Source organism: Leucobacter sp. PH1c, assembly GCF_000633415.1.
GTDB lineage: Bacteria > Actinomycetota > Actinomycetes > Actinomycetales > Microbacteriaceae > Leucobacter.
In genome coordinates this window covers 25,053-38,387 of sequence record NZ_AYMV01000022.1, presented here as the reverse complement: position 1 = coordinate 38,387, position 13,335 = coordinate 25,053, and the positions used below count along the sequence as shown (strand labels likewise).

Below are 13,335 nucleotides of genomic sequence, written 5' to 3'. Positions count from 1 at the left end.
AGCCCGCAGCGGACGCCGGGCGTCCCGCAGTCTAGCGGGAGCGCTCGGGGTCGACTGCGTCGAGGAACATATCGCGCGAGCGTGCGGTGAACTGCTCCGCATCGAATTGCTCCGTTCCGCTGAGCTCACCGTCGGCGACTCGGTGAATCGCGGTCTCGAGCCCCGCCTGCGAGAGCGGCACCAGCGGGCCGAAGGCCCCGTCGTGGAGCACTGATCGCGAACCGGGAGTGTCGGTCGCAACGACCTCAGCTCCGACGGTGAGCGCTTCGAGGATAACGAGAGGTTGGCCCTCATGGAGCGAAGGAAGGATCATCGCTCCGGCGGCGCGCAAGTGCGCCTGAGGGTTCGGGACCAAGCCGCGCAGCCGAACAATGTCGGTCAGCCCCAGGTCACGGATCTGACGCTCCAGCTCCATGCGGAGCGGGCCGTCGCCAAGGCAGGTGATGCGTACCGGCCGGCTGAGCTCGTCACGGCAGGCGGCGAGTGCGGCAAAGAACTGACCATGGTTCTTCTCGGGGGAGAGACGCGCGACGATGCAGGCGTGCGCGGCGTCAGCCGCGTACCACTCGGTATCTTCTGCGGCGAGATCCGTCTGTGCGAGTTCGCGGATCTCGGCAACGTTGATCGTGTTCTCAATCGTCACATGACGATCTTCCGCTATGCCGAATTGCTCGTGCATGGTTCGTGCGTTGTAGTCGCGGACCCCATCGCTGACTGAGGCGAGGAAATCCATCTGGTCGAGGGTATGGAAGCCCGATCGCAGACGGGGGAAACGATGCTGCACTTCTTGCCACATCTCGTTGTGGAAAACGATGCCTCGCCTGCCCCCAGAGACTTGGACCCCCGAGTTGAGGAGGACGATGTTCTTTGCATCGTATGCGCTGAACTCGACGGCGGCGTGGAATGCGCTGTCTCCAAAGAGCCGATGTGCTTCGCGACGAGCGCCGGCGTCAAGAAAGCGGCGAACCATCGGGAACGGCACGTAGTTGCGCCCGGTCCCGAAGTAGAGCGCTTCACGTTCCATGCGCGTGCCCGCCACGACCCCCACTCGCGGGAGCACCTTGGCGTATCGTCGGACGTCGCGCAAGGTCTCCTGCTCCGCCCCATCGAGCGTGTTCTTCCCCGGGATGAGGTACGGAGTGTATCCGGTACCTTGCAACGAGGCGATAAGGCTTCGTGTTGACCGGGTAATGCCGTTCGGCGGCAGCCCCCCGGTGGAGAGGAGAACGCTTCGGGGGGCACGACCCGCTTCGATTGAGGCGGGGAGAATTGCCTCTCCGAAGAGGAGCTCGATCGCGTGTCGCGCGGATGAACCATCCTCTCCGGCGCTGAACCGATCGGTCTGCGCTGCATACTGCGCCGTGAACGATGCCGGGTCGGCGCATGCTGAGGTGACCAGCTCGGCCGCCTCCGCGATGCTCCGGGCGTTTGCTCCGGGCACTTCATCCGCTGAGAAGTACAGGCCTCGATCTGCCGCGTACTGCTCAAGACCATCGATCAGTTTGACGACGGGTACCCCCGTTGCCGCAGCGTCGAAGAGGACGCTGGAAAAATCGGTGACGACGGCATCTGTCGCGCCGAGGAGCTCATTCGTGTCGAACGATGCGGGAACGAGCTGGATCCCGGGGAGGTCCTCGGACTGGAAGGCTGCACTGACGTAGTGGTGTGCGCGGACCGCCACCCGCGCACCTGAGGCGCGCAGCCCACGTGCGGCCTCGAGCACCTGGGCGACCTCGCTGCTCCGATCCGCAAATGTTCCCTTCCATGTGGGCATCAGTACAACGAGTTTGTCTTCGGGGCCGACACCCAGCTCCGCTCGCATACGTGCCCGCTTTTCCGGGGAGAGATTCAGTGTGAGATCGTTGCGAGGGTAGCCGGCACGCACGAACACTTCGGGACGAAGCTCCTCGACATCGTGCCCACGAGATAGGACGTCGAGAGTGTGCGGGTCCGGCCCCAGCACGATGTCTGCATGCAGGAAGTTCCGAGCGATGTTGCCGTAGGCGAACGGTTCTGCCCGGTTGTCACGTCCCATGTGCTTCCAGGGAACGCCGTGCCAGGTGTTGAGATAGCGCTGCCCGGGGCGCTTGCAGAACTCGTGGTCGATGGTCGCATTGTTGACGATCGTTCCTGCGACTGCGAGCGCGCGGAAGTACCCAGGTGATTGCTTGGCGACGAAGCGCACGTTGGGGTGCCCGAGGAGCGCGGGGTGAATCGTGGTGCCCGGCTCGATGCTCCACACATGGGTGCGACCCGCATGCGCGGGGTCGCTGAGCAACTCCAGGCAGATGGCGAGGGGATTGCAGGAAGTGGTGCCGCCGAGCGAGGATTCGTACAGCGTGACCTCGGGGCGAAGCGGCTCGGTCTCGATCCACTCGGCGTAGTGGAGCGCGCGTTGCGCTCCCGGTGTCTCCCAGCTGCCGTCGGTCAGCGAGATGCTCGGGAGACGATCAGCCTGGCCCTGGCGAATTGCTGCCCAAGCGTCAGTCCAACGCTCCTGGCGAGCAAGAATCGAGGCGAGAGCGAGCGAAGCAGCGAGAATGAGCTCGGCGGAACTCGCGCGATTCAGAATCTCGGCAATCAGTGGCTCGGCATCGTGGGCCTGTGCCGCGGTGTAGCGTCCATGGAGCACGGGCAGCTGCGGGTCGACATCGACCGCTGCGAGCGGCGGGAGAGCCGGTGTTGAAACGCTCTCGAGGAAACGGATGACCGCCTCTTTCGTACGCCCCTCCCCGGAGAGGAGCTCGCCGGCGCGCAAGAGGAGGAGCGGTGAGCGCTCTTCCGGCGTCAAGGACTCATAGACCGCGAGGGCTTCATCGCTACGCTCGAGAAGCTCCAGCAATTGTGCGAGCTTGGGTCGGGAAGCGCTGCTCCGGTCGGTCCTGTCGAAGGCAAGGCTCAGGTGCTCCACCGCTGCTTCGGGGTGCCCCAGCCGCAGCTGGACATCGGCGCTCAGCTCGAGTGCCTTTGTCGGGCTGATGGACGAAACTCTTCCCAAGAGACGCGCGGCCTCATCAGCGCGCTGGAACGACTCGAACTGGGCCTGGGCGACCCGGAGGACGTCGAAGCCGTCAGCTCCCTCCGGTGCGAAGCGGCGGTATGCGGCGGACGATGCCTCGTGCAGTCCGAGCACGTGAGCGCAGTATCCTGCGCTCAGGATCCGCACATCATCGGAGGGAAGGCGCGCGAAATGCTGCAGGTGGTCCCATGCCTCGGAAAAGCGTTCCTGCCGGATCAGAACCTCGCCGAGCCACACGCGCCAGTACAACCGCGACGCTTCGTCGGGGGCGACGGCGATCGCGTGCTGCACCGCTTGGGCCTCGCGATGGAGGTTGCCTCGTGCGCGCTGATTCCAGGCTTCCTCATCGTAGATGCGAAGCAGGCCTGGCTCGACAGACTTCGCCTGCTCAAGGTAGCTGTCGCCGAGAGCGGTGCTGTTGGTCAGGTAGTGGAATTTCGCGATCTCGACGAGGAGGGCCGCGGAAGCCTGGGGACGTTGGGAGAGTTCTCGTGCAACTCCCTGCGCAGCATCGTACCCCTGCTGCTCCGACACCCACTGCAGGTACGGAACCGCCGCATCCGGGGAGCTGGAGAGCTTTGACTCATATCTCGTGCGCTGCGCGATGGACGCCGGGTTGTCAGGGCCACGGCTCGCGACGAGAGTGCGAAGGACGAAAAAGTCTCGCCGCCACGGACGTGCACGGTCAAAAACGAGGCCAAACCCCTGCCCGAGGGACTGGGCAAATGCACGCATGGAAACCACTCCAGGAAGTCTAGTGGGTGTCCTGATGAATGGCCTGATTATGCGGAAGGTGTGAATGAGACTCCGGTCGCAGCGTCGTATCGCGCGACGCCGTGCTGGAACTCCAGAGTCCGGTTCCCGTCAGCGACGCGACCCTTGGGCTGGCCTGAGATGAATCCCCATTCACCCATAGCGCCGCCGCGTTCCAGGTACTCCTCTAGAAACGAGCCCTGGAGGAGACCCTGCCCCTTCTTCATCGACTGCGAGTACGTGATGAGCCCGTTCTCGAACTGCTGGAACCATCCCCCGCCATTCTCCGAGATCTTCACCTCGTTGTGGAGCGGGCGACCGTAGCCGCTGCGGTTCCGTTCGTAGATCGTGCGAATGCCGCCACGAACCGTGTAGCTGACGGGGCCCGAAGTCAACTTTCCCGACTTCGGATCGACGAACGCGACGGCTTCATCGATGGGGCCATCGAAGACGATCTTGCCGCGCTGTAACACCACGCCACGCTCGCACAGCTGCTTCACCTGCCCCGCGGAGTGGCTGACGACGAACATCGTCTTTCCCTGTTCGCGCAGGAGCTGCATGCGTTCGGCGCACTTCGCGCGGAAGGCCGCGTCGCCGACGGAAAGGATCTCGTCGACGAGCAGGACATCCAGCTCGGTATGGACGGCGACAGAGAACCCGAGGCGCGAATACATCCCCGAGGAGTAATGCTTGACCTCGGTATCGATGAAATCGCCGATCTCGGAGAACTCGAGGATGTCCTCGAAACGAGCTTCAGTCTCTTCCTGACTCATCCCGAGGATAGCCGCGTTGAGATACACGTTGTCACGACCGGTGAGATTGGGATTGAACCCCGCTCCCACCTCAAGGAGACCGGCGATGCGGCCGCGGGTGCGGATCCATCCGGCATCGGGACGCATGACGCCGGAAACGAGCTTCAGCGTGGTCGACTTGCCGGACCCGTTGCGGCCGAGCAGCGCGATGGACTGCCCCTCGGGAACCTCGAGGCTGAGTCCGTCAATCGCGTTGAATGAGGAGCTGAGCTCCTTGCGCTGCAGCGTTGAGACGAAAGCCTCTTTGAACGACTGCGTGTGTTTGATCGTGAACGTCTTTCGGACGTCGTGGAGTACGATTGCCGGCTTCGACGACTGGGACTCGGGGTTAGAGGTGCTGGGCAAAGTTCCCCTCCAGCTTTCGGAACGTGAACTGCCCGATGAGCAGCGTGATGAGCGCGAGTACGAGTCCGATCCCTGCGTTGATGAGGAGGTGCTCGGGGCGCGGAGTGTGGGGGGCGAGCGGGAGCCAGAATACGTTGTGGAACAGTTCGACCGCGGTGGTGACGGGGTTCACCATGAACAGGGTGAACAGCCAGTCCGGCATGAGCTTGTGCACCATCTCCCAGGAGTAGAGGACCGGGGACGCCCAAGTGGCGAACATGAGGATCAGGTCCACGACGTTGCGGGCGTCGCGGTACGCGACGTTGATCGCTCCGAAGAACAGTCCGAGCCCCAGCGCGAAGAGGAGCACAACGACGAGGCCGACGATGAACGCGAGGACCTGCATCCAGGTGATTGTCCAACCGAGGAAGATGCACACGGCGAGCAGCACCGCGGCCTGCGGGAGAAAATGCACGAATGCAACACCGACTGCGGCGACGGGGAAGAGCTCTCTCGGGAGGTAGATCTTCTTGACGAGTGAGCCGTTGTCCGTGATCGCGTTCGTCGTGTTGCGGAGTGCCTCGCTGAAGAGGTTGACAGTGATGATGCCGGCGAACAGGTAGACGGGAAAGAAGTCCATGCCGCGGTTCGCGCCGAGCACGACCCCGATGACGAGGTAGTACATGAGGAACTGTGCTGCGGGGCGAACGTAAGACCAAACCCAGCCGAGGACAGACCCGTAGTACCGGGTGGTGATGCCCTTCTTCAGCAGGAGAGAGAGCAGGTACCGGTGTCGAAATACATCGATGAGGCCCTTGCTCTTCCCCGGAGTGTCAAACTCCGGGTCGGAAAGCGCTGCTACATATGCCACGACAGAGGAGTCTAGTGGGTATACCTGGCGGGGAGATGTCTTCGCTAATCGGCCCGAGCGAGGGGGCTTGCCATCCTGATCCCGAGACAGGGAATGGGCGTTCGCGCAGCGCTACCAGTTCCGGTGCAGATGATGCAGGTCGAGCTCTTCGATGAACGTCAGGAGGTCGACATCGGGAGAGTAAGCGGTGCTCTTGATGAGGGCTTGGCCCGTTCCTGTTTCCGGGGGATCCTTCAACACCGACGCTGCCGCAGACACAGAAGCGGCGACCAACGGGGCGACTGCCGCCCAGAAGTCTGGGTAGACCCCTCGGGCGGCTTCGAACTGCGCCTCGTCCGTGCAGTAGAGCGCAACGGGTTTTTCAGCCGCGAAGCAGTCGAAGACGATCGACGAGTAGTCCGACACCACGCTGTCCGCGACGAGGAGGAGCTCTTGGATCTCATGTCCGCTGGCGTCGATGACTGTGTGGCTGCTGTCCTGCTCCCCCTGCGTCATGTAGTTGTGGTCGTGAAAGACCAGAACGTAGTCATCGCCCATCTCTGCGAGGAACTCTCGCGCAGGCAGTGCGTAGGCGAGATCGTGCTCGTCCGCAGGTCTCGCATAGTTGTAGTCGCGCCAGGTCGGAGCGTACAGCACCACCTTCTTGTCTTCGGGGACACCGATCTGTTGTTTGATCGCCGCGCGAAGCGCTGCGTTGTTGCGGTTCTCAAGAAGATAGCGAACGCGAGGGTATCCACCTTGCACGATTCGGTCCGGCGGAAACAGAAAGGCCGAGGCAAACTTCGTGGTGGCAAAGGGACTGTCGGAAAGTAGGAAATCCCACTTCTGAATGTCCCGGTGCTTCATGACCTTGTGGTCGTTCTTCGCCTGGATGATCGAGGTTTCATTGCTATCGAATAGTACGCGCTTGAGCGGGGTCCCGTGCCAGAGCTGGAGCCAGATCGCCCCGGGGGCCTTGCGGTAGTGCAACGGAACCCAAGACTCGGCGATCACAATCGCGGCCGATGCGAGGGCGCGGTGCAGGGTCGTGCGGTCCTCAGGGTCAATACGATGCTCATCCGCGACCCGTTCGTCGTCGGTGATGAAGAGGAGCGGGTGGTCCGTGAAACGGGAATCCGCGAGCATCTGCTCGAACAGATACCGGGAATTGCCGGTGAACCGATGGTCGAACCCCAAGAAAACGATCGCCCCATCGAGTTGGAGCATGCCTTCCCCGGCGGGAGCGAGCGGCTGGGAGGCTTCCTTTCGCCGCGCCCGTGCGGCCACGCGGCGGTTCTGGGCGCGAAGCCGTTTCTTCGCTCGCTCGCGGGCGGCGGACTTCCTGCGGTTGACGCGCTGTTTCAGCGGCAGTACGCCGCTGAGCCAGGTGGAGATGACTGACTGGAAGAAGCCGTAGCGCCGGCGCGGGAAAGCCTGCGTTCGGACGAAGAGCTTCGCATATCGATTCACGGGAATGCTCGGATCGAGCACAAGCTCTACGGTGCTGAAGGCATCGACGAATCCTCGGGCGTACGCCTCTCGGTATTGCTCCGGTACTCGGCGCGAGTAATACTCCATGAACTTCTGCAGCGAATACTTGAAGAAATAGGTCAGAGTTGCGTCGGTGCGTGGTACCAACCGCTCGAGTGTTGCATTCGTGGCAGCGAGGTGCCCAACTGCATGACGGTCGGTATCGACCGCGGTCTGCGTGGTTGAGCTCATGTTCGGTTGGATGATGTAGAGCGGCGAATGTACGAGCGAGACTCGAGTCGCAAAATTTGCCGCGAGTGCATAGAAGGGAATGTCCTCGTAGACATAGCCCTCTCCGTAACGGATGCTATGACGGTCCAGGAAGTCTCTCCGGTACAGGCTTGTGACGGTGAAGAAGCTCACGGTATCCATGAGCTCATCGCACTCGTCCCCGTCGAGGACATCTCGTTTCCAAATGTTCCGGATATTGAAGTAGTTGAAGGCCTTGGGCCGGTGCGGAATGCGACTCGCGAGCTTCCAATCGAAATGCACGAAATCCGAGCGATCTCGCTCTGCACGAGCAAGGCAAAGCTCAAGCGTGAGAGGTTCGATCCAGTCGTCTGCGTCGACGAAGAGAACGTACTCTCCTGTCGCCTCGTCCAATGCCCGATTGCGGGCGACCCCTTGGCCCTGGTTCGGTTGATCAATGATGCGGAGCCTGCTGTCGGCGATCGCGTTGCGCTCGAGGATTCGCCTGCTCCCGTCACGCGAACCGTCGTTGACCGCGAGCACTTCAATGTTCTGGTGTGTCTGTTTCAGCACGGAATCGAGGCACCGTTGGAGGTACGGCTTCGCGTTGTACACCGGGATGATGACAGTCACCTTGGGGCTGATCGTACTCACCTAAAATCGTCAAGCGGGCAGTGCAGAGCCACTTTGCTGAAGAGAACCTGCAAATGTGAGCCACACAGATGATACCAAGGTTTCTGTGGGCGGGATCCCGCAGTGGATGCGCTAAGCGCGTGCGCTGACCGGCTTGAGTTCGCCGTGTGCTCGCCACCAGTGGATTGCTTCACGCAGGGTGCTCAGGTTTTCCGGAACCTCGTCCGTGCCGATGAGCATCTCGCCCGTCTCGTAGTGTGCCGCAAGCACGTCTGCGAGTGCGCGAGCGTGGCCCGCGCGCTCGACGCCAACTGCGTTGACGCCAGCGAGGCGCGGCGGGGTGCCGTAGACCTTCGCGAACGGGGGCACGTCGCGCGTGACGGGAGTGCCCATGCCGATCATGGCGCCGGGAGCGATCACCCTGCGTTGGTGCACCACGGCGTTCATGCCGATGTTCACGCGATCGCCGATCACGCAGTGCCCGCCGATGGAGACTCCGGCCGACACCGTCGCGTCGGCGCCGAGGAGCACATCGTGCGCGAGATAGGCGCGGTTCAGCACCCAGCTGCGCGCACCCACCGTGGTCTCGCGGTAGGTGCCCTGGTGGATCACGGCGCCCTCGCGGATCACCGCGCCGGCACCGATGCGGACGCCGGCGTGCTCGAGGTCGCCCGCCCACGCCGCGTTCTGCCGCAGACTCGACATCTCGGGGGGCGCGCCGATCTGGGCGCCGGGCCCGATCCACACGCCATCCTCGATCACGCACGGTCCGAGGATCACTGCGCCCGGGCCGATGCTGACGTCGTCGCCCAGGACGACGCCCTCGCCGATGAAGGCCTGCGGGCTGATCGATGCGCTCATTCTGCTCCTCGAGTCGATGGCATGATTCATGATGGTATCCGCTCGGCGGTACCCGTCAGTGGGAGGCAGCCGCTCAGCACCCGGTGATCTGGTAGAGCACGGCGTCGCCCTGGTGATCGATCTCCGTCAGGATCGGGGAGCGCTCCAAGTGCCGCATGCGCTTGAAGGGGATGCCCCGCTTCCCGGCGTCCTCGAAGATGTAGTCGGTGCCGAAGTCGAGCACGTAGTGCACGCCGAGCTCCGTTGCGACCGCGCAGGCCTCGCCCGGCGCCGGGACGAGCGAGTCGACCAGGGTGTACGCGCGCGGGTCGTAGGCGCCGCTCCCGTGCGGGAACAGCACCGCTCGGTCGGCGATGGCGTAGCTCAGCGAGCTCCCGTTGAGCGGGTTGTTCGCGATGACCTCGCCCGCGGGCACCTCGTCGGCGAGCCGGTCGAGCAGCTTACGCTCGTCGGGGTCGAGGAGGGTCGCCTGCTGCGGATCGTAGCTCGAGCGCACGATCTGGAACGCTGCTTCGGCGCCGGACTGTCCGGCGGCGATGAGGAGGAGGAGTGCGAGCGCCGCGAGGCCGCGGCCGAAGCGGCGCGGGCGGCGGGAGAGCGCGCGGGCGAAGCGGCGGAGGCCGGGGCGGAGCATCGCCCAGAGCGCCGAGGCGCCGAGCACCGCGAGCGGGAGCGCCCCGAACGGCACGAGCGCGGCGAGTCGCCGGGGATCGTTGTACCACGGGCCGACGAGCAGTGTGCGCCAGTCGGTGGTGGGGAAGCCGTCGGCCACCCAGTAGAGGAATGCGAGCGAGGCAGCCGCGCCGATCACCCAGCGGAGCGAACGGTGCCGCCAGGCCAGCACCACGCCGATGAGGACGAGCAGGGCGACGGGCCACGCGTGGCCCGGCAGGTGCGGGGTGCCGCCGATCAGCTCGAGCGCGGCGCTGCGCGGGCCGTAGAATCCCTCCCACGAATTGTCGGTGCTGCGCCCGAAGTACCAGGCCCCCGCGATCACCGCGACGAGCGCAGCGGCGCCCACGACCGCCCCGGTGCGCCGCAGCGCGAGCGGGATCGGGGATGCGCCGAGCGCGCCGGAGACGCTCGGCACGGGCCCACCGCGCAGCGCGCGGAACACGACGAAGAGAATGGGGAGCGCGGCCCACGCGAGGAGCGTGTGCAGGGCGTTCGGGTGCGCGAGCACCGAGGCGCCGAGCGCCCCGAGGAGGAGGAGCCAGCGCGTCCCCGCCGAGAGCGGCGTCGCCCGCCGCGCCGGGCCGAGGTTGAGCACCTGGAGCACCGCGACCATGAGGAAGGGGAACAGCGCGAGGGACAGGATGTTCGGGTAGATCACGCCGTAGCCCGCGAGGAAGAGCGGGAACGTGGGGAACGCCGCGCTGAGCGCGCCCGAGATGAGGGTGACGTGCGTGCTCGGGCCGGCGACGGCGCGGCCGAGCGCGACGGCGCCCACCGGCCAGATCACGGCGGAGACCGTGAAGAGCACGGCGTTCGTGGCCGCGGGGATCGAGGCACCGCTCAGCTGCACGACGAGCGCGACGAAGCCGTGCCACAGCGTCGGGTAGAACACCGGGGCTCCGGGGGTGGTGAGCTCGACGGTGAGCGGCGATGCGGATCCCGTGTCGAGGATGTAGCGCACGGCGTTCAGGTGGAAGTTCGCGTCGAAGGTCTGCGAGATGGCCTGCGGGGATCCGAGCGCTGCCGCCAGGGCGATCGCGATAACGAGCCCGCCGGCGGCTGCGGCGCCGAGGGGCAGCCAGAGCCCGCCGTGGCGCGCGGCCGCGACCGCGCGGGGCGCCCCGAGCCAGCGGCGCAGCGCGAGCAGCACGAGGGCGAGTGCGAGGGCGACGGCCCCCGCGAGGAGGATCGACCAGGAGAGCCCGAGCACGGGCCCGGCGAGGCTCGCGACCGCGAGCACCGCGAAGCTCGCGGGGATCGCGACGAGCGGGAGCGCGAGCCCGCGGAGCCGGAGGGCGAGGGCCGCGGGGAGCCCCAGTACCGCGACGATCGCGATCGCGGCGAGCACGGGGGCGGAGAACGCGAGCCAGGCCATCACGGTGCGGGGGTCTCCTCGGAGTCGGAATCATGCGGCGCGGCGGGGTTCGGCTCCGTGAGCCGCGCCTCCATGAGGGCGACCGCGCGGGCGAGATCGGTGACGCGGGCGTCGCTCCGGGCCTTCGCGCGCACGGTGGCGGTGGCGAAGATGAGCATCGCGACGATGAAGAGGTAGAGCAGCAGGTCGGTGCCGCGCCCGATCCCGAAGAAGTTCGCGATCGTCGTGAGGGCACCGGGGAACACGATCGCGAAGACCGCGGCGGCCACGAAGAGGATCGCGAAGATGCGCTTGAGGGCGAGCGAGCGCTCACCGGGCAGGAAACGGACCGCGAGCGTCGCGGCCGTGATCACCGCGGCGATGAGGAGGAGCTGGAAGAGCGTCATGAGTCGGAGTTCCCTACCGGATGATCAGGTCCACGAGGATGTTCACGGAGTTGAGGAGCGACTGCCCCTTCGCCTTCGAGTACTCCGAGTAGATCACCTCGACGGGGTGCTCGGCGTAGGGCAGGCCGGTGCGGCCCAGCTGCACGACGATCTCGGTGCCGTGGGCCATGCGATCCTGGCGCAGTTTGATCGAGCGGAGCGCGTCCGCCCGGATCACGCGGAGACCGTTGTGCGCGTCCGTGAGCCGCGTCCGCGTGGTGAGGTTCGTCACGGCGACGGCGGTCTTCAGCACGATCTTCTTCAGGATGCCCGGCTTCGTGCGGTCGTCCAGGAAGCGGGAACCGAAGACGATCGCCAGCTGCTCCTCGCGGGCGCGGGCGAGCATGGCCACCGCATCCTCGACGCGGTGCTGCCCGTCGGCGTCGAAGGTGACGACGAACTCGGCGCCGCGCTCGAGCGCGTACTCGAAGCCCGTCTGCAGGGCGGCGCCCTGGCCGAGGTTGATCGGGTGGGTCACGACGTGCGCCCCCGCGGCGCGGGCGATCGCCCCGGAGCCGTCGCGCGATCCGTCGTCGATGCAGACCACCTGGGAGAACTGCTCCAGGAGGCCGTGGACGACTTCGCCGATCACGGTCGCCTCGTTGTAGAGGGGGATCACGACCCACGTGTCGGCTGCGGCGGAGGACCCTGCCGCGGATGCAAAGGACATACGGGTATTCTGGCATGAATGGTGGGCATACCCATGTCCACGGAAGGTGTGCAGAAGATGTCAGAAGATTTCATTCCCCCGGCAAAGCCCATCATTGGCGACGAGGAGCGGGAGGCGGTCGACCGCGTGCTCCGCTCCGGCATGATCGCGCAGGGCCCGGAAGTCGCTGCGTTCGAGGCCGAGTTCGCTGAACACTTCGTGAACGGGCGTGCCACGGTCGCCGTGAACTCCGGCACGAGCGGGCAGCACCTCGGCCTGCTCGCGGCGGGGGTCGGCGCTGGCGACGAGGTCATCGTGCCCTCGTTCACCTTCGCCGCGACGGGGAACTCGGTCGCGCTCACGGGCGCGACGCCGGTGTTCGCCGACATCGACCCGCGCACGTTCACGCTCGACCCCGCCTCGGTGCGCGCGGCGATCACGCCGAAGACCAAGGGCATCATGCCCGTGCACCTCTACGGCCACCCCTACCTCGTCGACCAGATCAACGCGATCGCCGAGGAGCACGGCCTCGCGATCTACGAGGACGCCGCGCAGGCGCACGGCGCCTCCTGGAACGGCCGGCCGGTCGGCACGCTCGGCGACTTCGCCATGTTCAGCCTGTACCCGACGAAGAACATGACCTCGGGAGAGGGCGGCATGGTGTCGTGCGCGACCGAGGAGATCGCACGCAACCTCCGACTGCTCCGCAACCAGGGCATGGAGACGCAGTACGCGAACGAGGTCATCGGCTACAACGCCCGCATGACCGACATCCACGCCGCGATCGGGCGCGTGCAGCTCACCAAGGTCGATGCGTGGACCGCGCAGCGCCAGGCGAACGCCGCGGCGCTCACGGCCGGGCTCGCCGACGTTGCCGGGGTCACCACGCCCTTCGTGGCGCCCGAGGCCGTGCACGTCTACCACCAGTACACGATCCGCGTCGACGCCGCCGAGCGCGATCGTCTCCGCGACGCGCTGAAGGCGGAGCACAACGTCGGCTCGGGCGTCTACTACCCGATCCCGAACCACCGCCTGCCGTCGCTCGCGCCGTTCGCACCCGGCCTCGAGCTGCCGGAGACCGAGCGCGCCGCGGCCGAGGTGCTGTCGCTGCCCGTGCACCCGTCGCTGAGCGGCGCGGACATCGAGCGGATCATCGCGGGCGTCACCGCGGTGCTGCAGGCAGGAGCGTAAGCCCCTGCGCGCGCGAGCACGCGGAGCGGTCACGGCACTATGAAACAGA

At 65.7% G+C, this 13,335-nt stretch carries 9 protein-coding genes; 1 reads left to right on the top strand and 8 read right to left on the bottom strand.

Annotated elements, in window-relative coordinates:
* Positions 1-31: 31 nt before the first annotated feature.
* The 8 genes from U874_RS0108155 to U874_RS0108120 all read right to left on the bottom strand — a co-directional run bounded on the left by U874_RS0108155 (position 32) and on the right by U874_RS0108120 (position 12,116).
* Positions 32-3,754, bottom strand: a complete 3,723-nt coding sequence (locus U874_RS0108155; protein ID WP_025134048.1) for a glycosyltransferase — start codon at positions 3,752-3,754, stop codon at positions 32-34.
* Between the two features lie 47 nt (positions 3,755-3,801).
* Entirely contained in the window at positions 3,802-4,929 is a 1,128-nt protein-coding gene (locus U874_RS0108150; RefSeq protein WP_025134047.1) for an ABC transporter ATP-binding protein, read from the bottom strand.
* A complete protein-coding gene (locus tag U874_RS0108145; RefSeq protein ID WP_025134046.1) occupies positions 4,913-5,779 on the bottom strand; it encodes an ABC transporter permease in 867 nt (288 codons plus the stop codon). The genes U874_RS0108150 and U874_RS0108145 overlap by 17 nt, the downstream gene beginning before the upstream one ends.
* Positions 5,780-5,890: 111 nt before the next feature.
* Positions 5,891-8,131: a CDP-glycerol glycerophosphotransferase family protein gene (locus U874_RS0108140; RefSeq protein WP_025134045.1), complete on the bottom strand. Its 2,241-nt coding sequence runs from the start codon at positions 8,129-8,131 to the stop codon at positions 5,891-5,893.
* 111 nt (positions 8,132-8,242) lie between these two features.
* Positions 8,243-8,971: a DapH/DapD/GlmU-related protein gene (locus U874_RS0108135; protein ID WP_025134044.1), complete on the bottom strand. Its 729-nt coding sequence runs from the start codon at positions 8,969-8,971 to the stop codon at positions 8,243-8,245.
* A gap of 73 nt (positions 8,972-9,044) precedes the next feature.
* Positions 9,045-11,021, bottom strand: a complete 1,977-nt coding sequence (locus tag U874_RS0108130; RefSeq protein WP_025134043.1) for a DUF6541 family protein — start codon at positions 11,019-11,021, stop codon at positions 9,045-9,047.
* Positions 11,021-11,407 (bottom strand): DUF2304 domain-containing protein, encoded by a 387-nt coding sequence (locus U874_RS0108125; protein WP_025134042.1) that lies wholly within the window; start codon positions 11,405-11,407, stop codon positions 11,021-11,023. Before U874_RS0108125 ends, U874_RS0108130 begins: the two co-directional genes overlap by 1 nt.
* A 13-nt stretch (positions 11,408-11,420) precedes the next feature.
* On the bottom strand, positions 11,421-12,116 hold the full coding sequence (locus tag U874_RS0108120) for a glycosyltransferase family 2 protein (RefSeq protein ID WP_025134041.1): 696 nt from the start codon (positions 12,114-12,116) through the stop codon (positions 11,421-11,423).
* 57 nt (positions 12,117-12,173) lie between these two features.
* On the opposite strand from U874_RS0108120, the gene U874_RS0108115 reads away from it, so the two are divergent.
* On the top strand, positions 12,174-13,286 hold the full coding sequence (locus tag U874_RS0108115) for a DegT/DnrJ/EryC1/StrS aminotransferase family protein (RefSeq protein ID WP_025134040.1): 1,113 nt from the start codon (positions 12,174-12,176) through the stop codon (positions 13,284-13,286).
* The last annotated feature ends 49 nt before the right edge of the window (positions 13,287-13,335 follow it).

Bases quoted from the DNA above. Each gene is read 5' to 3' on its own strand.
- U874_RS0108155 (WP_025134048.1), bottom strand. From the start codon at position 3,754: ATGCGTGCATTTGCCCAGTCCCTCGGGCAGGGGTTTGGCCTCGTTTTT.
- U874_RS0108135 (WP_025134044.1), bottom strand. From the start codon at position 8,971: ATGAGCGCATCGATCAGCCCGCAGGCCTTCATCGGCGAGGGCGTCGTC.
- U874_RS0108130 (WP_025134043.1), bottom strand. From the start codon at position 11,021: ATGGCCTGGCTCGCGTTCTCCGCCCCCGTGCTCGCCGCGATCGCGATC.
- U874_RS0108125 (WP_025134042.1), bottom strand. From the start codon at position 11,407: ATGACGCTCTTCCAGCTCCTCCTCATCGCCGCGGTGATCACGGCCGCG.
- U874_RS0108120 (WP_025134041.1), bottom strand. From the start codon at position 12,116: ATGTCCTTTGCATCCGCGGCAGGGTCCTCCGCCGCAGCCGACACGTGG.
- U874_RS0108115 (WP_025134040.1), top strand. From the start codon at position 12,174: ATGTCAGAAGATTTCATTCCCCCGGCAAAGCCCATCATTGGCGACGAG.